Origin of the sequence: Serratia sp. CC22-02 (assembly GCF_900182895.1) — a bacterium.
GTDB classification, from domain to species: Bacteria; Pseudomonadota; Gammaproteobacteria; order Enterobacterales; family Enterobacteriaceae; genus Serratia; species Serratia nevei.
In genome coordinates this window covers 279684-299174 of the sequence record NZ_FXUD01000001.1, presented here as the reverse complement: position 1 = coordinate 299174, position 19491 = coordinate 279684, and the positions used below count along the sequence as shown (strand labels likewise).

The 19491-nt window shown below is 60.7% G+C and carries 17 protein-coding genes; 5 read left to right on the top strand and 12 right to left on the bottom strand.

The window, feature by feature from the left end:
- Window positions 1–61: 61 nt before the first annotated feature.
- Window positions 62–3949: an ATP-dependent RNA helicase HrpA gene (hrpA, locus tag QOL81_RS01330; protein ID WP_072265384.1), complete on the top strand. Its 3888-nt coding sequence runs from the start codon at window positions 62–64 to the stop codon at window positions 3947–3949.
- Here the strand turns inward: hrpA and QOL81_RS01325 are convergent.
- On the bottom strand, window positions 3927–5084 hold the full coding sequence (locus QOL81_RS01325) for an MFS transporter (RefSeq protein WP_169318462.1): 1158 nt from the start codon (window positions 5082–5084) through the stop codon (window positions 3927–3929). The genes hrpA and QOL81_RS01325 overlap by 23 nt on opposite strands.
- Before the next feature lie 101 nt (window positions 5085–5185).
- Between QOL81_RS01325 and QOL81_RS01320 the strand changes: the two genes are divergently transcribed.
- Entirely contained in the window at window positions 5186–5962 is a 777-nt protein-coding gene (locus QOL81_RS01320; protein ID WP_087762738.1) for an AraC family transcriptional regulator, read from the top strand.
- A 37-nt stretch (window positions 5963–5999) separates the two neighbouring features.
- Here the strand turns inward: QOL81_RS01320 and QOL81_RS01315 are convergent, their stop codons facing one another.
- The 3 genes from QOL81_RS01315 to asr all read right to left on the bottom strand — a co-directional run bounded on the left by QOL81_RS01315 (window position 6000) and on the right by asr (window position 7382).
- The gene (locus tag QOL81_RS01315; RefSeq protein ID WP_049198285.1) at window positions 6000–6812 is read right to left on the bottom strand and encodes a trypsin-like serine peptidase; all 813 of its coding nucleotides are present in this window, start codon (window positions 6810–6812) and stop codon (window positions 6000–6002) included.
- 127 nt (window positions 6813–6939) lie between these two features.
- The gene (ydgU, locus tag QOL81_RS25775; RefSeq protein ID WP_455677416.1) at window positions 6940–7020 is read right to left on the bottom strand and encodes a small membrane protein YdgU; all 81 of its coding nucleotides are present in this window, start codon (window positions 7018–7020) and stop codon (window positions 6940–6942) included.
- Between the two features lie 86 nt (window positions 7021–7106).
- Complete coding sequence (gene asr, locus QOL81_RS01310) at window positions 7107–7382, bottom strand: acid resistance repetitive basic protein Asr (protein ID WP_025302975.1); 276 nt, start codon at window positions 7380–7382, stop codon at window positions 7107–7109.
- 185 nt (window positions 7383–7567) lie between these two features.
- Between asr and QOL81_RS01305 the strand changes: the two genes are divergently transcribed.
- Window positions 7568–8473 (top strand): alpha/beta fold hydrolase, encoded by a 906-nt coding sequence (locus tag QOL81_RS01305; RefSeq protein ID WP_159318073.1) that lies wholly within the window; start codon window positions 7568–7570, stop codon window positions 8471–8473.
- A 167-nt stretch (window positions 8474–8640) separates the two neighbouring features.
- Here the strand turns inward: QOL81_RS01305 and QOL81_RS01300 are convergent, their stop codons facing one another.
- From QOL81_RS01300 to folM, 4 genes are all read right to left on the bottom strand, one after another.
- Window positions 8641–10140 (bottom strand): carboxypeptidase M32, encoded by a 1500-nt coding sequence (locus QOL81_RS01300; RefSeq protein ID WP_283439588.1) that lies wholly within the window; start codon window positions 10138–10140, stop codon window positions 8641–8643.
- A gap of 34 nt (window positions 10141–10174) precedes the next feature.
- Window positions 10175–11479 (bottom strand): two-component system sensor histidine kinase RstB, encoded by a 1305-nt coding sequence (gene rstB / locus QOL81_RS01295; protein WP_019452643.1) that lies wholly within the window; start codon window positions 11477–11479, stop codon window positions 10175–10177.
- Complete coding sequence (gene rstA / locus QOL81_RS01290) at window positions 11476–12201, bottom strand: two-component system response regulator RstA (protein WP_049198289.1); 726 nt, start codon at window positions 12199–12201, stop codon at window positions 11476–11478. The genes rstB and rstA overlap by 4 nt, the downstream gene beginning before the upstream one ends.
- Window positions 12202–12276: 75 nt before the next feature.
- Window positions 12277–12999 carry a dihydromonapterin reductase gene (folM, locus tag QOL81_RS01285; RefSeq protein WP_038880299.1) on the bottom strand — a complete coding sequence of 241 codons (723 nt, stop codon included), beginning with the start codon at window positions 12997–12999 and terminating at the stop codon, window positions 12277–12279.
- Window positions 13000–13183: 184 nt separating this feature from the next.
- On the opposite strand from folM, the gene QOL81_RS01280 reads away from it, so the two are divergent.
- A complete protein-coding gene (locus tag QOL81_RS01280) occupies window positions 13184–13594 on the top strand; it encodes a hypothetical protein (protein ID WP_038880297.1) in 411 nt (136 codons plus the stop codon).
- Between the two features lie 99 nt (window positions 13595–13693).
- Here the strand turns inward: QOL81_RS01280 and QOL81_RS01275 are convergent, their stop codons facing one another.
- From QOL81_RS01275 to ydgH, 4 genes are all read right to left on the bottom strand, one after another.
- Window positions 13694–14089, bottom strand: coding sequence for a pyridoxamine 5'-phosphate oxidase family protein (locus tag QOL81_RS01275; protein WP_169318459.1), 396 nt, complete (start codon window positions 14087–14089; stop codon window positions 13694–13696).
- Window positions 14090–14122: 33 nt separating this feature from the next.
- On the bottom strand, window positions 14123–14608 hold the full coding sequence (locus tag QOL81_RS01270; protein ID WP_169318458.1) for a DUF2753 family protein: 486 nt from the start codon (window positions 14606–14608) through the stop codon (window positions 14123–14125).
- Between the two features lie 223 nt (window positions 14609–14831).
- Window positions 14832–16223 (bottom strand): amino acid permease, encoded by a 1392-nt coding sequence (locus QOL81_RS01265; protein ID WP_047730635.1) that lies wholly within the window; start codon window positions 16221–16223, stop codon window positions 14832–14834.
- Window positions 16224–16467: 244 nt separating this feature from the next.
- The gene (ydgH, locus tag QOL81_RS01260) at window positions 16468–17418 is read right to left on the bottom strand and encodes a DUF1471 family protein YdgH (RefSeq protein WP_049198294.1); all 951 of its coding nucleotides are present in this window, start codon (window positions 17416–17418) and stop codon (window positions 16468–16470) included.
- Between the two features lie 537 nt (window positions 17419–17955).
- Here ydgH and pntA point away from each other — a divergent pair.
- Window positions 17956–19485: a Re/Si-specific NAD(P)(+) transhydrogenase subunit alpha gene (gene pntA / locus QOL81_RS01255; protein WP_141968606.1), complete on the top strand. Its 1530-nt coding sequence runs from the start codon at window positions 17956–17958 to the stop codon at window positions 19483–19485.
- The last annotated feature ends 6 nt before the right edge of the window (window positions 19486–19491 follow it).

Genomic DNA, 19491 nt, shown 5'->3' with positions numbered 1-19491 from the left:
AAAAAAACACCAAACCGTTGCTAAGCCTGCCTTGGCGGCGAAGAAACAAGGAACACCGAACGTGAAATCTCCGCTCGAGGCACTGCCGGCCCAACTGGGTGAGCTGATGCTCCGCGATCAACAACGCCTGCGTCGTCGCCTGCAGGGCGCACGAAAAATCAAAAATCCCGATGCCCAGCTGGCGGTTGCCGCCGAAGTAGAAAGCGACATCGCGGCGGCGCGGCAAAAAGTGCAGGCGCGCGCCGCGTCTTGCCCGCGCATTACCTATCCGGAAAGCCTGCCGGTCAGCCAAAAAAAGCAGGACATTTTAAACGCCATTCGCGATCACCAGGTGGTGATCGTCGCCGGGGAAACCGGCTCGGGGAAAACCACCCAGCTGCCGAAGATCTGTCTGGAACTGGGACGCGGGGTGAAAGGGCTGATCGGCCATACCCAGCCGCGCCGCCTGGCGGCGCGCACCGTTGCCAACCGCATCGCCGACGAGCTGGAAACCCCGCTCGGCGGCAGCGTCGGCTACAAGGTGCGCTTCAACGATCAGGTGGGGGAAAATACTCTGGTCAAGCTGATGACCGACGGTATCTTGCTGGCGGAAATTCAGCAGGACCGCCTGCTGATGCAGTACGACACGCTGATCATCGATGAAGCGCACGAACGCAGCCTCAACATCGACTTTATTCTCGGCTACCTGCGCGAACTGTTGCCGAAGCGCCCGGATCTCAAGGTGATTATCACTTCGGCGACCATCGATCCGCAGCGCTTCTCGCGCCATTTCAACAATGCGCCGATCATCGAGGTTTCCGGCCGCACCTACCCGGTGGAGGTACGCTACCGCCCGGTGGTCGACGACGGCGACGATACCGATCGCGACCAGCTGCAGGCGATTTTCGATGCGGTGGACGAGCTTGGGCGCGAAGGGCCGGGCGACATTCTGATCTTCATGAGCGGCGAGCGCGAGATCCGCGATACCGCCGACGCCCTGAACCGCCTCAATCTGCCGCATACCGAGGTGCTGCCGCTGTATGCGCGCCTGTCGAACAGCGAGCAGAACCGGGTATTCCAGTCGCACCACGGCCGGCGCATCGTGCTGGCCACCAACGTGGCGGAAACCTCGCTGACGGTGCCGGGCATCAAGTACGTCATCGATCCGGGCACCGCGCGCATCAGCCGCTACAGTTTCCGCACCAAGGTGCAGCGCTTGCCGATCGAACCGGTGTCGCAGGCCTCCGCCAACCAGCGTAAAGGGCGCTGCGGTCGCGTATCGGAAGGGGTGTGCATCCGTCTGTACTCCGAGCAGGATTTCCTCTCGCGGCCGGCGTTTACCGATCCGGAAATTCTGCGCACCAACCTGGCGTCGGTCATTCTGCAGATGACCTCGCTGGGGCTGGGCGACATCGCCGCGTTTCCGTTCGTCGAGGCGCCGGACAAGCGTAATATTCAGGATGGCGTGCGCCTGCTGGAAGAGCTGGGGGCGATCGCCACCGCCGATAACGGCCACTATCAGCTGACGCCGCAGGGCCGCCAGCTGGCGCAGTTGCCTATCGACCCGCGTTTGGCGCGCATGGTGCTGGAGGCGCAGAAGAGCGGCAGCGTACGCGAGGTAATGATCATCACCGCCGCGCTGTCGATTCAGGATCCGCGTGAGCGCCCGATGGACAAGCAGCAGGCCTCGGATGAAAAACACCGCCGCTTTGCCGATAAAGACTCGGACTTCCTGGCGTTCGTCAACCTGTGGGATTATCTGCAGGAGCAGCAAAAAGCGAACTCTTCCAGCCAGTTCCGCCGGCTGTGCCGCAACGATTTCCTCAACTACCTGCGGGTGCGCGAGTGGCAGGATATCTATACCCAGCTGCGCCAGGTGGCGAAAGAGCTGGGGCTGCCGATCAACAGCACGCCTTCCGACTATCGCAGCGTGCACACCGCGTTGCTGACCGGCTTGCTGTCGCACATTGGCCAGAAGGATGCGGACAAGCAGGAATTTACCGGCGCGCGCAACGCCCGTTTCTCGATCTTCCCCGGCTCCGGCCTGTTCAAGAAGCCGCCGAAGTGGACCATGGTGGCCGAACTGGTGGAAACCAGCCGCCTGTGGGGGCGCATCGCCGCGCGCATTGAACCGGAATGGATTGAGCCGCTGGCTCAGCACCTGGTGAAACACAGCTACAGCGAGCCGCACTGGTCGAAATCGCAGGGGGCGGTGATGGCCAGCGAAAAGGTCACGCTGTTCGGTCTGCCGATCGTCGCGGCGCGCCAGGTCAATTACGGCGCCATCGATCCGCTGCTGTGCCGCGAGCTGTTTATCCGCCATGCGCTGGTGGAGGGCGACTGGCAGACGCGCCACGCCTTCTTCCGCGAAAACCAAAAGCTCCGCGCCGAAGTGGAAGAGCTGGAGCATAAATCGCGCCGCCGCGACATTTTGGTAGACGACGAAACGCTGTTCGGCTTCTACGATCGCCGCATCCCCAACGACGTGGTTTCCGGCCGTCATTTCGACAGCTGGTGGAAGAACGCGGCCAAACAGCAGCCGGACCTGCTGAACTTCGAAAAAGAGATGCTGATCAAGGACGGCGCCAACAAGATCAGCGCGCTCGACTACCCGAATTTCTGGCATCAGGGCAACCTCAAGCTGCGGCTGAGCTACCAGTTCGAGCCGGGCACCGACGCCGACGGCGTGACGGTGCACATTCCGTTGCCAATCCTCAACCAGGTGGAGGAGCAGGGCTTCGAATGGCAGATCCCCGGCATCCGCCGCGAGCTGGTGATTGCGCTGATCAAATCGCTGCCGAAGCCGGTGCGCCGCAACTTCGTGCCGGCACCGAACTACGCCGAGGCGTTCCTTGGCCGCGTCACTGCGCTGGAATTGCCGCTGCTGGACGCGCTGGAGCGCGAGCTGCGCCGCATGACCGGCGTGACCGTGTCACGTGATGATTGGCAGTGGGATCAGGTGCCCGATCACCTGAAGATGACCTTCCGCGTGGTGGGCGAGAAAAACCAGACGCTGCGCGAAGGCAAAGACCTGGCCGCGTTGCGCCTGCAGCTGAAAGAGAAGGTGCAGGAGACGCTGTCGGCGGTGGCCGACGACGGGCTGGAGCAGAGCAATCTGCATGTCTGGAGCTTTGGCCAACTGCCGGCGTTTTACGAGCAGAAGCGCGGCGGCTATTCGATGAAGGCTTACCCGGCGCTGGTGGATGAAAAGGACAGCGTGGCGATCCGCCTGTTCGACAGCGAAAGCGAGCAGCAACAGGCGATGTGGCAGGGCACGCGCCGCCTGCTGTTGCTGAATATTCCTTCGCCGATCAAATACCTGCATGAAAAGCTGCCGAACAAGGCCAAGCTGGGGCTCTATTTCAACCCGTACGGTAAGGTGCTGGAGCTGATCGACGACTGCATTTCGTGTGGCATCGACAAGCTGATCGCCGAACACGGCGGCCCGGTCTGGCAAGAGGAAGGCTTTGCCCGCCTGCAGGAGCAGATCCGCGCCGAGCTGAACGACACGGTCGTCGAGGTGGCCAAGCAGGTTGAGCAGATCTTGACGGCGGTCTTCAACATCAACAAACGGCTGAAAGGCCGGGTGGACATGTCGTTGGCGCTGGCGCTGTCGGACATCAAGACCCAGCTCGGCGGGTTGGTCTACCGCGGTTTCGTGACCGGCAACGGCTGGAAACGCCTGCCGGACACGCTGCGTTACCTGCAGGCGATCGAGCGTCGGTTGGAAAAACTGGCTATCGATCCGCATCGCGATCGCGCGCAGATGTTGCGGGTGGAGCAGGTGCAGCTGGCGTGGCAGCAGTGGCTGAACAAGCTGCCGCCGAAGCGACAGCAGGAGGAAGAGGTAAAAGCGGTGCGCTGGATGATCGAAGAGCTGCGCGTCAGCCTGTTCGCGCAGCAATTGGGCACGCCTTACCCGATCTCCGACAAGCGTATTTTGCAAACTATCGAGCAGCTTTCGGGCTAAGCTCAGATGCGCCGGCCGGCAAGCGGCCGACACACCACAGGCTCAACAGGCCGCACAGCAGCAGCGTGGCGGCCAAATCCTGCCCGCGTGCCGCGATCGTCAACCCCAGGCCGATCAGCAGATAGTACAGCAGCCCGAATAACGCGCCGGCGGTGCCGAGTTGCTCCCGGTAGCGGGTCAGCGCCTGGCTCAGCACATTCGGGATAGCCAACCCGAACGCCAGCATCACCAGCGCGCAGGGAAGCAGCATCCAGAGGCTGTGTTGCCACCAGAACAATGCCACGCCGCTGGCCATCGCCAGCAACCCGCCCAGCAGGATCTGACGCTTGGCGCTGACGCCGCGCGCTAGCAGGTGGCGGTTCAACAGCGCTCCCGCCAGGCTGCCCAGCGCCAGCATCACGCCCGAGTAGCCAAACTGCTGGCTACTCAACCCAAGCCTTTCGAACATGAACGGCGCCAGGCTGAAGTAGCTGAACACCATGATATTGAAGCTGGCGACCAGCAGTGCCGAACACCAGATATGCCGATCGCGCAGCATCGTCGTCAGGGCAATGCCCGGTGCGGCGGCCGTTGCGGTCTGCCGCTGCTGCGTTTCCGGCAATGTGCCGTAGCTCCACAGCAGCAGCGCCAGCGCCCAGGCCGCCTGTGCGATGAAGATCGCCGCGCTGCCGCCCCAGGCGACCAGCGCGCCGCCGGCAAACATTCCCAGCAGCGGGCTGATGGAAAGCGCGATGCCGACCAGCGCGAACATGCGCCCCAGCGCCGGGCCTTGATAGACGTCACGCAGCATGGTTTGCGTGACGATTGAACCGACCGCGGCACCGAAGGCGATCAGCGCACGGGCGACCAGCAACAGCGTGAAGCTGCCGCTCAGCAGCGCGATGCCGGCGCCGACCAAATAGAGCGCCAGGCCGGCCAGCATCGCCGGACGGCGGCCGAACCGATCGCAGAAGGCTCCCCAAAAGGCGACGCCGAGGGCGAAGGCGAAGAAATAGATGGATAACGTCTGCCCGGCCTGCGCGGCGCTGATGCCGAAATCGCTGCGGATGGCGGTAAGCGCCGGGCTGTACAGCGTTTCCAGGATCTGCGGCGTCATGATGGCGGTGACGAGCAGCGGTAAAGATAAGCGTTGCATGATGCACATTCTCCCTAAAAGTTAATGCGGCCAGTATAGGGAGCGACGCTTTGTTCGATTACAATCATTAGGACAAAAAACAACGGATATAGGACAATCTGATGGCGCTGATTCAACAGCATCACCCGTTCGACCCGGATCGGCTGCCGGCACCGGTGCTCGGCATTGCGGCCGAACTGGCGGAGCACGACTCCGGGCTGCATTGGCATCAGCGCTCGCAGCTGCTGTATGCGCCGCAGGGGTGCATGACGGTCACGTTGGCGCAGCAGTGGCTGATTCTGCCGCCGACGCGCGGCGTCTGGATACCGGGCGGCATTGCGCATCGGGTGCAGCTGCGCGGCCGCGTCGCGTATCGCTCGCTGTATTTCGATCCGGCGCTGACCACCGCAATGCCGCCACAGGCTGCGGTGCTGGCGGTGAACCCGCTGCTGGCGGCGATCGTCGAGCGCATCGCGCACTGGCCGCTGGACTCTGCGTTGGCGCAGCCCCAGGCGCGCGATTTGCTGGCGGTGCTGATCAATGAGCTGAGCGAGGCGCAGCGCGAGAATACCCAGCTGCGGCTGCCGCAGGATAGGCGTCTTGCCGCCTGGCTGGCCACGCTGCCGGAGAGTGACGAGTTGCCGGGGTTGGCGGCGTTGGCGCAGCGCTTGAATCTGCACGCCAAAACGTTGACGCGGCTGTTTGTGCGGGAAACCGGCCTGAGCTATCAGCAGTGGTGCCAGCAGTGGCGGTTGATGCGCGCGATCGAACTGCTGGCGACGTTGCCGTCGGTCAGCGCGGTGGCGCAGCGGTTGGGGTTTTCCAGCGACAGCGCGTTTATCGCCTTTTTCCGTCAGTTCACCGGCACCACGCCGCGGCGCTATATGCAAGGGGGCTGAAAAGCACAACGGCGCATAATGCGCCGCTGAGAGAGGATTACTTGCCTGCGGCCAGGGCGTCCAGCGCTTCGCGGATGCCGGGCACCGCCAGGGCGCGGTTATCGGCGCGATAGCGATCTTTCGCCGCCGGCGCCGAACTTTGGATGGCGATCAGCTGCCAGCCGTCGGCGGTTTTCAACAGCAGCGGTGAACCGCTGTCGCCGGGCAGGGTATCACATTGGTGCGACAGTACGCCTTGCTGGGCCCAGCCGGTCACCTTGCAGTTTTGGTGGCTGTAAAGGTCATCCAGATGGTCTTCCGGGTAACCCGCCTGAGTAATCAGCCGTTTGGCCTGTTTCAGGGCCTGGGTCAGCGCCTTGCTGTCGCCTTGCCACAGCGGCAACGGTGCGATCGGCAGCGGCTTTTTGTCTTTCAGACGGATCAGCGCAAAGTCATAGGCGGCGGCGGCGGGCGGCACGATCCAGCCATCACCGTCCGGCTTCAGCTTTTTGCCCAGTTTGCTGTCGACCAGTGTCTCGATATTGCCGGTTTGATACTGCCAGGATTTATCGCCTGCCACGAAGCGTAGCGCGATGGCTTTATCCAGTTGTCCGGGCGGCGCCAGCACGCAGTGGCCGGCGGTCAACGCCAGGTGCGGGGAGATCAGCGTGGCGGTGCACAGATTGCCGCTGGCGGTTTCGACCTGGCCGATGGCCTGCCACGGCTGGGCGGCGGTATCCGTGACCTTGATTCGTTCATCTTTGCCGAAAAACAGGCGCGTTTGCTCGGCCTTGGACGGGCCGTCGGCGCGTGCCGCCTGAGCAGCGATGAGCGGGAGTGAGCACAGCAACAGTAAAACGGATATGCGCATAGATCTCTTGCCTGACAAATACGGATCATCCATAAACACACTGAATGCTAACTATAGACTGATTTAGCAGCCATGTGGATGGGCAATAATTGATTTTTCAATAATTTCCCGCCGGCGACGCGGCAGGCTACAGGTAAAAAAAGACGGCGATCAGTCCACAAAGGATCAGGGCGGTCAGAACGATCTCGAACAGGTAGCGGCGCAGCATCAATGAGAACCCCCCGATGAAAAAACACCCGGCGAACCGGGTGTCGTACACGTCAAGCCTGAAGCGGTGAGGGGACCCTCACGTCATTACGCTTTTTTGTGGCTGGCTTTCTTGTGGTGCTTTTTAGCCGCCTGGGCTTTTTGAGCCGGGGCTTTCTTACCGGCTTTTTTGTGATGCTTTTTGGCCGCCTGAGCTTTCTGAACCGGGGCTTTCTTGCCGTGGTGTTTCACCTGAGCTTTAGCCGGCGCAGCGGTGGCGGTGGTTGCGGTAGCCGCAGGTGCGGTGGTGGCAGCCTCGGCAGCGAAAGCCACGGAAGACAGACCCATTGCAGCGGCAACAACCAGAGCTAATACTTTTTTCATCGCAGAATCCTCAACATGACTTTTGGGTATCAACCCCACTGCGGGGCCGTTGAGATGATAGTAGGCAAACGGCGCCCGGCTTTCCGTGAGTGATTGGTTTCGGCTTGTAACCTAATGTACAGGGCGGCGGCGGCAAGGGGGATTGCTGCTATAATGACCGCCAGGCGCGATAAAAGGGATTTAAAATGAAAGAGATAACGATTCGCTGTGGCGTGACTGAACAGGGCGAGGTGCCGCTGGCCTATGAGGACTGGGGCGATGAGGCGCACCCGCCGCTGCTGCTCATCATGGGCATCGGTGCACAGCTGCTGCTGTGGCCTGACGATTTCTGCCGCGCCCTGGTGGCCAAGGGATTTCGGGTGATCCGTTATGACAACCGCGACGTTGGCCTTTCCGGCAAAACGCAGGCGCAACGCACGCAACCGTTGTGGCTGCTGATGCTGCGCGCCCAGCTCGGTTGGCAAACGCCGGTGCCTTATACCCTGGCGGACATGGCGGCGGACGCGACGCATCTGCTCGATCACCTGCGTATCCCACAGGCCCACGTCTTGGGCGCCTCGATGGGTGGCATGATCGCGCAGGTGCTGGCCGCCGACTATCCGCAGCGCGTCGCCTCGTTGTGCATCTTGTTCTCCAGCACCAATCAACCGCTGTTGCCGCCGCCGGCACCTTCGCTGCTGTGGCTGTTGGTGCGCCGGCCTGCGGCCGATCTGACGCTGCAGCAGCGCCGCGAGGGGATGAAAGCCTTCCTGCGCGCGCTCGGCACCCGGTTTTACCCGCCGGAGGAGGCGGAGCTGGATGCGTTGGTGCATCGGCTGTTAAAGCGGGGCGTGGATCCGGAAGGCATGCAGCGGCAACTTTCCGCGTTGCTCGGCAGCGGCGACCTGCGTCGCTACAGCCGGCGCATTGCCGCGCCGACGCTGGTCATTCACGGCGATCGCGATCGGCTGGTGCGCAAGGCGGGCGGGGTGGCGATCGCCCGCGCGGTCGCCAACGCCAGATTACATATTATGCCGGGCATGGGGCATGACCTGCCGGCCCCTTTGAGGCCGCAGCTGGCGGCGATGATCGCCCGTCATGCGCTGGGATGAGAGGCCGGAACGCCGGCATTTTTTGCTATTTTAGTTACAACATACAAATGGAGGGAGGCCACCCGCCACTCTGTAGCCAAGGCGATGTCGGCACAGAACGTGCGTTATGAAGCATTATCCGGTCTTGCAGGCGGGAAAAGGGCGCGGCAGGGCCGCGCCAGCGGAGATTACAGGTAGCGGTTTTCCAAATGCTGACGGAAATAGCGTGGGTTGAGCGCTTCGCCGGTTGCGTTGGCGATCAGCGTCTCGGTCGGGAAACGGCTGCCGTGGCGCCAGATGTTGTGCTGTAGCCAGTGGAACAGCGGCTGCAGGTTGCTGGCGGCGATGTCCTCGCCGAGAGAAGGCAGGGCCTGACGCACGCTGTGGAACAGCTGCGCGGCGTACATCGCGCCGAGCGTGTACGTCGGGAAGTAGCCGAAAGCGCCGTCGGTCCAGTGAATATCCTGCATGCAGCCGTTGCGGTAGTTGCCAATGGTGTCGAGGCCGAGGTAAGCATGCATCTTCTCATTCCACAGCGCCGGAATGTCTTCCACTTCGATATCGCCTTCGATCAGCGCTTTTTCAATTTCGTAGCGCAGGATGACGTGGGCAGGATAGCTCACCTCGTCGGCGTCGACGCGGATCAGGCCCGGTTTAACGCGCTGGTTGAGGCGAATGAAGTTGGCTTCTTCCAGCGCCGGCTGTTCGCCAAACTGCGCGGTAACCAGCGGACGCAAGATTTTCAGAAATTCATTGCCGCGCGCCAGCTGCATTTCGAACAGCAGGCTCTGCGATTCGTGGATAGCGGTGGAACGGGCCAGGGCGACCGGCTGGCCGAGTAGATCGCGCGGCAGGTTCTGCTCGTAGCGGGCGTGGCCGGTTTCATGCACGATGCCGAGCAGCGCGGTCAAAAACTCTTTCTCGTTGTAACGGGTGGTGATGCGCACATCTTCCGGCACGCCGCCGCAGAACGGGTGGGCGCTGACGTCGACGCGGCCGTTGTCGAAGTTGAAACCGAGCAGTTTCATCACGCTGAGGCTCAGCTGGCGCTGGGTGTCCACATTGAACGGGCCCTGCGGCGTCTGGCAAGGCTCATTGGCCTGTTTGGCCACCACGCGCTGCAGCAGATCCGGCAGCCAGGTTTTCAGATCGCCGAAGATGCGGTCGAGATCGCTGCTGCGCATGCCCGGTTCATACAGGTTGAGCAGGGCGTCGTAACGGCTGGTGCCGGCCGCCTGTGCGCGGATCTGCGCCTCTTCCCGACTGAGCTTGACCACCTCGCGCAGGTTCTCGACGAAGCCGTCCCAATCGTTGGCCGGGCGCTGGGCGCGCCAGGCGTGTTCACAGCGCGCGCCGGCGAGCGACTTGGCTTCGACCAGCGACGCCGGCAGCAGCACGGCGTCTTCATATTGGCGGCGCATTTCGCGCAGGTTGGCGCGATCGAGTTCGTCCAGCGTCTCTTGCTGTGCGCGATCCAACAGTTCGCCGGTGCTTTGTGCCGTTAAAATCTGGTGCTGCAGCACGCTCAGCTCGGCCAGCGCTTCGGAGCGCGCCTTGCTGCCGCCAGGCGGCATCATGGTTTGCATGTCCCAACCGGCGATGGCGGACAGGTGGCCGAAACGCGACAGCCGGCTGAACAGGGCGCGCAGGTGATCGTAAGCAGACGTGTTGGAATGTGCAGATGTCATTATTATTCGGCTCCAATGAGAAGGTCCGGCGGTATTACGCCAGATCGGCTTTTAAACTGAATGTCGGCTTCACCGGCCAGCAGAAACGGAAGCTGGCGCCGCCGAGCGAACTGCCTTCGACGAACACCTGTCCCTGGTAGGCGACGGCGATGGAATGGACGATGGCCAGCCCCAATCCGCAGCCGCCGGTAGCGCGATCGCGGCTGGGGTCGAGACGGACGAAAGGTTCAAACACCCGTTCGCGCTCTTCCGGCGGGATACCCGGCCCGTCATCCTCGACCTGCAGGCAGGCGAGGTCGCCGTCAAACCACAGCCCCACGCGCAGACGCTGTTCGGAATAGCGCAGCGCGTTGTTGACCAGGTTGTCGAGCACGCGCTCCATCAGGCGCAGATCGACGCCGCCGAAGTCGCCGACGTGCGGGATATCGAGCTGGATGTCGCGTTCCTGATGAATAAGACGGATATCATCGACCTTGTCCTCGAGCCACTTTGGCAGATCGATGGGTTCAATGTTTAACGCAACCTGCGGACGGTCCAGACGGGCATAGGTCAGCAGCTCGTCGATCAGCGACTCCAGCTGGCCGATATCGCGGTTCAGCGCCTGCTGCTCGCTTTCGGACAGGTTATCGCTCATTTCGAGCCGGTAACGCAGGCGCACCAGCGGCGTGCGCAGCTCGTGGGCGATGCCGTCGATCAGCTGTTTCTTGCTGGCGATCAGGGTGTTGACGTTGTCGGCCATCTGGTTGAACGCCACGCCGAGCCGGCTCAGGCTGGAGGTGGGATCGAAGTGGGTACGTTCATCCAGATGCCCGGCGCCGAGCCGCTGGGCGGCGTTTTCCAGCTTGAGCAGGTCTTGCCAGTGCGGCCGCATCCACAGAAACACCGGCAGCGCCAGCGACATGCCGATAAACACCAGCAACACCAGATCCAGCAGGCGCATCTGATGCAGATAGAACAGATAAGGAATGGGGCCGACCACCAACACGTAGTGGCTGCGCGGAATGCGCTGCATAAAGGTGTACTGATCGTCGAGGGCGATGATTTCCCCCAGCCGCAGCCGTTTTTTCAGATCCTCGCTCAGCTCCTGTTTGCCGAGCGGCTCGATATGCAGCTTGAACGACAGGTTGAGATCCAGCGTGGCGATGGTCTTGTTCCAGTCCTTCAGCGGGATTTCGCGCAGCTCGCTGCGCATCAGATACAGCGAACTTTTCATCAGGTCGTCCATCGACTGGCGACCGGCGCGCTCGGCGGTCACTTTGTACACCAGGCCGACCAGCATCGCCATCACCAGAAAACAGACGAACAGCAACAGGAAGAACTGGACGAAAAGTTTTCTCATTGTTGCACCGATGCCCAGGCGTTAGGGGCGAACAGATAACCTTTATTGCGCACGGTCTTGATACGGAACGGCTCCAGCGCATTGTCGTACAGCTTGCGGCGCAGGCGGGAGATCGCCACGTCGATGCTGCGGTCCATACCGTCATAGCTCACGCCGCGCAGGTTTTGCAGCAGCGCCTCGCGATCCATGATCTGCCCGGCGTGGGTCGCCAGTTCCCACAGCAAATCGAAATCCGAGGTGGACAGGGTGACGGTTTCTTCGCCCAGCGTGACCTGCCGGTTGACCGGATCGATGCACAACAGCCCGAAATGCAGCGCGTTGTGCTGGGTGAGCGGCTGAACCGACTCTTCTTTCGGCTGCTGGCTGTGTTGGCGCAGGTGCAAACGCAGGCGCGCCAGCAACACCGCCGGCGGCGTGGTTTTCAGGATATAGTCGTTGGCGCCCATCTCCAGCGACAGGATATGGTTCATGTCGCTGTCGAGCGAGGTGAGCAGCACGATCGGGCCGGGGAAGGTGGGGCGCAGATCGCGGCACAGCGTCATGCCGTCTTTGCCGGGCAGCATGATGTCCAACAGCACCAAATCGGGTTGCTCGCGCTCGATGCGCGCCTGCGCGCTGTCGCCGCGCGGTTCGATCAGCACCTCGATGTCGTGTTTGCCCAGATAGGCGGCGATCAGTTTGCCGACTTCAGGATCGTCTTCCACAAAAACAATTTTATGCATATGCCCGTGTTTTAATAAGAAAAGCGGATTTCAGCATAGCGCGGCCTGCGAGGATGCGCCATGCGGATCTTTGCGTCAGCGCAGCGGCCGCCCGCCGTCGACGCCGTGGGTGCGGCCGGTCACGTAGCGGCTCTCCAGCAGGTAGTTCACCAGGTTGACCACTTCGCTCTCGCCCGGCGCTACCTTCATCAGCGACTTCGCCAACGCCTGCTGGCGATAGGCTTCATCGTCGCCCGCATTGAAGATGATCAGCGCCGGCGCGATGGCGTTGACCTTGACCTCCGGCGCCAGCTTGCGGGCAAACGAACGGGTCATATTGTCCAGCGCGGCCTTGCTGGCGGCGTAGGCGATGTGTTTGTCGCTGCCTTTTTCCACCACATAGTCGGTCAGATGGATGATGTCGGCACCGGCCTGGCCCTGGCCGGTCAGGCAGGATTCGAGCAGCTGATTGAGCAAATAGGGCGTATAGACGTGAATCTGCAGCATCGCCGCCATTACCTGCTCCGGCGGCACCTCCGGCGACTCGGCCTGCCAGGCGCTGGCGTTGTGGATCACCGCGCGCAGTTTGGGCGCCACCTGCCGCACCCGGTCGGCGAAAAGGTAGATGCCTTCGTGCGTGGAAAAGTCGCCCTGAATGCAGCAGGCGCCCAAGGCTTTCAACTCGGCCATCGCCGGATATTCGCTGCGATAGGCGATGATGACGGGAACGCCGCGCTCGAGAAACGCTTTGGCGAGCGCCAGCCCGATGCGCCGCGCGCCGCCGGTAATCAGCACCGGGGCAGAGTTGGGGTGTTCCATTGATTAAAGCTCCTGGACAGACTGGCAAACAATAGGGGAATTATGCCATTATACGGCGGAAAGTCGTTAAAGCTTCGCATGATTATCCATTTCTGGATGTAAGATCCCCAATGCATTTCAGGTTGTCGCCCGGCGGCGGCTTGAAAGACCACGGGTTAACACTGGCCATGAGAGGAATGAGGGGATGAACAGCAATCACCTTGCATCCATCGCGCGCAGTGAGAAAATCTGTTTCGACTACATGGATTTTCTGTCCGCATCGTGCAGGAAGCACTGGCGCTTTGTTGATGCTATTTATGGTGTGATGCCGATCTTCGGCATGGTGTTGAAATCGCGCGTGACCACGTCACAAACGCGCAAAGAGCAGTTGAAAGAGCTGGCGCTGCAGGTGGTGTCAACGCAGGTCAGCGATGAAACCAATATCGTGCGCCTGATTGACCTGGCGCAGCAGCAGGGCCTGACGGTGTTTGATATTCAGCTGCCCTATGCACTGGAGACTCAACAGCTGGCGGCCATTCAGAAAGAGTGCGCGGAAGGCATCGCGATTGCCCTGGTGGGTGAGCGTATGACCGTCACCATTCCCCCTAAAAGCTGACCGGTTGCATCGACCGGCCGCCCGTTCATGGTTAGGCAATTGACTGACCGCGATGGCCTAACCATGAACGTGAAATTCCGCGCTGCGTAGCGGCCTGCCTTAAAGCCGGGTCCCGGCATTGGGGCCGGAGCGCAGGGTATAAATACTGTCTATATGAATGAGCACCGCGTATTTCGGCGGCTTCATTCCATTTTTTTCTGCAAATGCCAACGCGTCGTCAAACGGCTTGCCCGCCAGGAACAGTTCTGGGGTGCCGACGAAGCGGTAACCGTCCAGCGCCTCGCGGTCGATGACCACGACGGCCATTTTCGATCCCTCCCTGATATTTTGCAGCGTCTGGCCACCGGTATTTTCGTTGTAAATCAGCGTACGGTTATCATAGAGGCGCAGAGAACGTTTGGGGCCGATATCGGGCACGCCGTTCGGGCTGCTGGTTGCCTGTACAGGCAGCTGTTTGGCCAGCATTTTCTTCATGTCGTCATTCAATTCATTCATTGGCAGATTACCCCTCAGGTCGTGGTGTCGTTGTTAATGCACGGTGGCGGAATGGTTTACCGTGGGTGCGCAGACGCTGGTTTCCGGCAGCCGGTGTTCGCGCAGCACCTGCAGCGTTTCTATTCGGAAACGCAGCAGGTGCCGTTCGGCGACCTGCTGCATCTGTTCGCACAGCGAGGTATCGTCCATCACCTGCTCGATGGCGAGCCGGGCCTGATGCACGTGCGGCTCAATGCCGCGCAGGGGCTTTTGCCGCAGGCGCAGATGGGTCATGTTGTTGAACGTGACGATCAGCGCGGCAAGGGCTGACTCGAAAATATTCAGGGCTTCAAATCTGGCGGTATAGTCCGCATTTAGCCAGGGTTTCTCGGCGAGGATCGCCTGAGCGACTTCCAGCGCCTGTTGATAGTGCGTCATTGCCAGGCGATCGCGTTGCTGATTGAACGCCGTGTTGCCTTCGGCGATCAGCGCTTCCCAGGCGGCAAACAGGGGGAGTGTGTGCAGCAGTTTTTCAGCCATGAAATGCCTTCCATTTTCAGCCTGTCTTAACAAGACCTCCTGATGTTTCTCATCGGGGGCCTCACCTGTGTCCTGACGGTGATGCTATAAATGATAATGATAATTAATTGCATTTAAGATCGCAAGCGTGGCAATTGGCGGATCAATAGCGTGGAGAGAGGTAAAAAAGAGGAAAGCGGGGAAACGAAATGCGGCTGCTGGGCAGCCGCATTGGCAGGCGATGTTAGTGCAACATAAACCAGCCGGCAGGCAGCGTGGCCACCAGCAGCAAGAAGATGCTGCTCTTTTCCAGGCGATTCAGCAGATTGATATCCCGGTGGCCGCGGCGGGCATACATGAACACCAACAGCCCTGGCGCATACAGCAGCACCGACATCAGCAGGTGCATCAGCCCGGACGCGTACAGCAGCCACAAACCATAGACGCAGGCGCCGGTCGCGGCGAAGATCAGGCGCTTGTCGCGGCGGCGGTAAGCCACCTTGAACAGAAACGCGCCGACCAGGAAGTAAGGCACCAGGATCATTTCTGAAGCGATGGTCAACAGCGAGTTGTAGTTGCTGCCGGTCAGCCAGATCAGCACCAGCGCCAGCTGCACTGCAATGTTGGTCAGCCACAGCGAAGAGGACGGGGCGTGATGGCGGTTCTGCTTGCCGAACACGCGCGGAAACGCGCCGTGCTGCGCGGCCAGCAGCGGCACTTCGGCCGCCATGATGGTCCAGCTCAGGTAGGCGCCGCACACGGAAATGATCAGGCCGGCGGCGATAAGCACGTCTCCCCACGGGCCGATCAGTTCCACCATCAGCACCGCCATCGACGGGTTGCGCATTTCGGCCAGTTCGCTGCGCGGCACCACGCCCAGCGACAGCAACGTGACCATCAGATACACCGCCAGCGCCGACAGCACCGCCAGCATGGTGGCGCGGCCCACGTCTTTCTTATTGCGGGCGCGGGCGGAAACCACCACGGCGCCTTCCACGCCGATAAACACCCACAGGGTGATCAGCATGGTGTCCTTGACCTGTTCCCACACCGGCTTGCCGAGGGCGATGCCTTTGAAATCCAGCGTGAACACGTCCATTTTAAAGGCGATCGCCGCCAGAACGGCGAACATCCCCAGCGGCAGCAGCTTGGCCAGGGTGGCCGCCAGATTGATGCTGGCCGCGGTTTGCACGCCGCGCAGCACCAGCGCATGCACGATCCACAGCAGGGCGGATTCAGCGATCAGCGCCTGCCAGGTATTGCCGTCACCGAGAATGACGCTGCCGCCGCGATCGGTGAAGATACTCAGCGCCGCGAACACGATCACCAGATACGAGACGTTGGCGATCACGGCGCACAGCCAGTAACCCCAGGCGGAGCAGAAGCCCACCAGCTCGCCGAACCCTTCCTTGGCGTAGGTGAAGATGCCGCCGTCCAGATCCGGACGCAAACGCGTAAGCAGCAGCATGGCGAAGGCCAAAAACAGAATGCCGACGCCGGTGATCCCCCAGCCCAGCAGCAGCGCGGCGGGGCTGGCGACCTGCGCCATGTTTTGCGGCAGACTGAACACGCCGGCGCCCAGCATCGAGCTGAGCACCAAAGCGGTTAGCGCGGTAAGACCGAGTTTTTTTTCCAATGACGGATCCTGAACGCAGAATAAACAACTGGAAGGGAACTGCTTGGCGGCAACAATGTATTAACAACCACTGCGCGAATAGACAATAGCCCTAAAAATTGGCGCAAATTTTACGGAGGGATGATTAGAGATGCAATGATTGAATATGCGGAATTTACAAAAAACTATTCAACGTGCGATGAAAAAAGCGGCAATAAAAACGGGCAGCTCAAGGGCTGCCCGATGGTAAACCGAAAAGCGGGTTTTATTTGAACAGATCGGCGCTGACGGTCAGGTTGCCGCCGCTCTTGTTCTGCCACTGGCGGGTGACGTGGTAGTACTTGGCGCCTTTCTCGGCCGCGCGTTTCGCCACTTCGGTGGAGACATCGGTCATGCTGTTGAAGTGGCCGGTGAAGGTGACGGAATCGAACGGCACCATCTGCGCGGCGGTCACGTTGTTCACTTCCTGGATCTTGGTGCCGTTAGGCAGCGTGACGGTATAGCGCTGGCCGGTAGAGGACTGGGTTTCGAAGAAACGGCCCACGTCGCGGCTTGGCGAACCGGAAGACGCGACGCCAGGGATTTCGACTTTCGCGGCAGCGGCGCCACCGGCGGCCAGCGCGGCGCGGCCGGCGTCAGAATCGGCCGGAATGGCATCCGGGCTCTGCACGCGGCGTTTTGGCGCATCGGCCTTATAGATGTAGGCGGTGACGAACTGGTTACCGCCGGAGTTGGCGTCAACCTGGCGCACGATGAAGAAGGATGCAGCGCCTTTTTTCTTCGCTTCTTTGGAGATGGCGTCGTTGATGTCCGGCTGGCTGCGGTAGAAACCGCTGACGCTCACGGTATCGTAAGGCTCCAGCAGATAGGCTTCATCTTTAGGCAGTTCGTTCACGCCGTTAAATACGCGGTATTTTGGTGTTTTGCTCACTTCTGGCGCATCTTTATGATAAAGGTCTGCGGTGACGCGCCAGTTGCCGCCGTTGTTGCTGTTGTTGCTGTCCTGGATATAGAAGGAATCGGCACCCAGTTTGTCTGCACGGCGGGATACGGCGTCGACGGCTTCATTGATGGCATTGAAGCGGCCGGTAATCGTGATGCGATCAAACGGCTTCAGCGCCGCTGCTTTCTCAGGAGTTAACTCTTGCGCCGCATGAGCAGACAGCGCGGTGAGTGATAACAAGGCTGACGCGATGATCGTGGTCTTCAGCTTCATAAAAAATCCTTTCGCCTAGCGCATTAACGTTTATAACGTACTGAACTGTTTAAGTGTAATTCAGCCGTCGATTATTACATGTAATTCTGAAAACTGTCTCAGCATTTTATGTTATCCCGTGCGACAAATCGCCGACGTTGACGCGGGCCGCACGGATGGCGCCATCGTCATAAGTTTCCATAATAAAGGCTCTGGTGTCATTAATGTTAATTATTCACAAAATGATAACTTTTATGCTTTTTCGCCGCGAGTGGCCATAAATCGTTACGCCGAGCGTAAACCTCTTGTCACGCAGAATGCGCTGTTCTGTATGGGTTTTTTCACGGTAAATTGCGATTTGTCATATCACGCGCGGCGTTTTTATGTAAAAACAGAGCTGAATGCGTAAGCAATTATGGATCATCGACCTTATTTTCAGTAGGTTATAGTTGGCGTCTGAAATCAGTGCGGGCAAGTTAACGCCTCGCTCGCCGCTGGCGTCATGCTATGGGCAGGAAAATAATAAACATCATCCAAGACAGGTGAGAAGGGAACATTATGCGTATTGGTGTACCAAGAGAGCGGTTGGCCAATGAAGCCCGGGTCGCAGCCACGCCGAAAACGGTGGAACAACTGCTGAAGCTGGGTTTTACCGTCGCGATTGAACGCGGGGCGGGCAAACTGGCCAGTTTTGAGGACGTCGCCTACGAAGCCGCCGGTGCGGCGCTGGTCGACGAAAGCGAAGTGTGGCAGTCGGATCTGATCCTGAAAGTCAACGCGCCGCAAGACGACGAGATCGCCTTGATGCGCGAAGGCAGCACGCTGGTCAGCTTTATCTGGCCGGCGCAAAACCCCGAATTGATGGCCAAGCTGGCGGCGCGCAACGTCACCGCGCTGGCGATGGACTCGGTACCGCGCATCTCGCGCGCCCAGTCGATGGATGCGCTGAGCTCGATGGCTAACATCGCCGGCTACCGCGCGATCGTCGAAGCGGCGCATGAGTTTGGCCGCTTCTTCACCGGCCAGATCACCGCCGCCGGCAAAGTGCCGCCGGCCAAGGTGATGATCATCGGTGCCGGCGTGGCCGGCCTGGCGGCGATCGGCGCCGCGGGCAGCCTCGGCGCCATCGTGCGCGCCTTCGACACCCGCCCGGAAGTGAAAGAGCAGGTGCAGAGCATGGGCGCGGAATTCCTCGAGCTGGATTTTGAAGAGGAAGCGGGCAGCGGCGACGGCTACGCCAAAGTGATGTCTGAAGCCTTTATCAAGGCCGAGATGGCGCTGTTCGCCGCGCAGGCCGCGGAGGTCGATATCATCGTCACTACCGCGTTGATCCCGGGTAAACCGGCGCCGAAGCTGATCACCAAAGAGATGGTGGCGTCGATGAAACCGGGCAGCGTGATCGTCGATCTGGCGGCGCAAACCGGTGGCAACTGCGAACTGACGGTGGCCGACACCATTACCGTGACCGACAACGGCGTGAAAATCATCGGCTATACCGACCTGCCGAGCCGCCTGCCGACGCAATCTTCGCAGCTGTACGGCACCAACCTGGTCAACCTGCTGAAGCTGCTGTCGAAAGAGAAAAACGGCGAGATCGACATCGATTTCGACGATACGGTGATCCGCGGCGTTACCGTGGTGCGCAGCGGTGAAGTCACCTGGCCGGCGCCGCCAATCCAGGTCTCCGCCCAGCCGAAAGCGGCGCCTGCCGCCGCACCGGTGGCCAAACCCGAAGCCAAACCGACCTCGCCGTGGCTGAAGTACGGCCTGATGGCCCTGGCGATCCTGCTGTTCGGCTGGTTGGCGGACGCGGCGCCGAAAGAGTTCCTGTCGCACTTTACCGTGTTCGCGCTGGCCTGCGTGGTCGGTTACTACGTGGTCTGGAATGTCAGCCATGCGCTGCATACCCCGTTGATGTCGGTCACCAACGCGATCTCAGGGATTATCGTGGTCGGTGCGCTGTTGCAGATCGGCCATGGCGGCTGGGTGAGTTTCCTCTCCTTTATCGCCGTGCTGATCGCCAGCATCAATATTTTCGGTGGGTTCACCGTCACTCAGCGCATGCTGAAGATGTTCCGCAAGAACTAAGGGGTA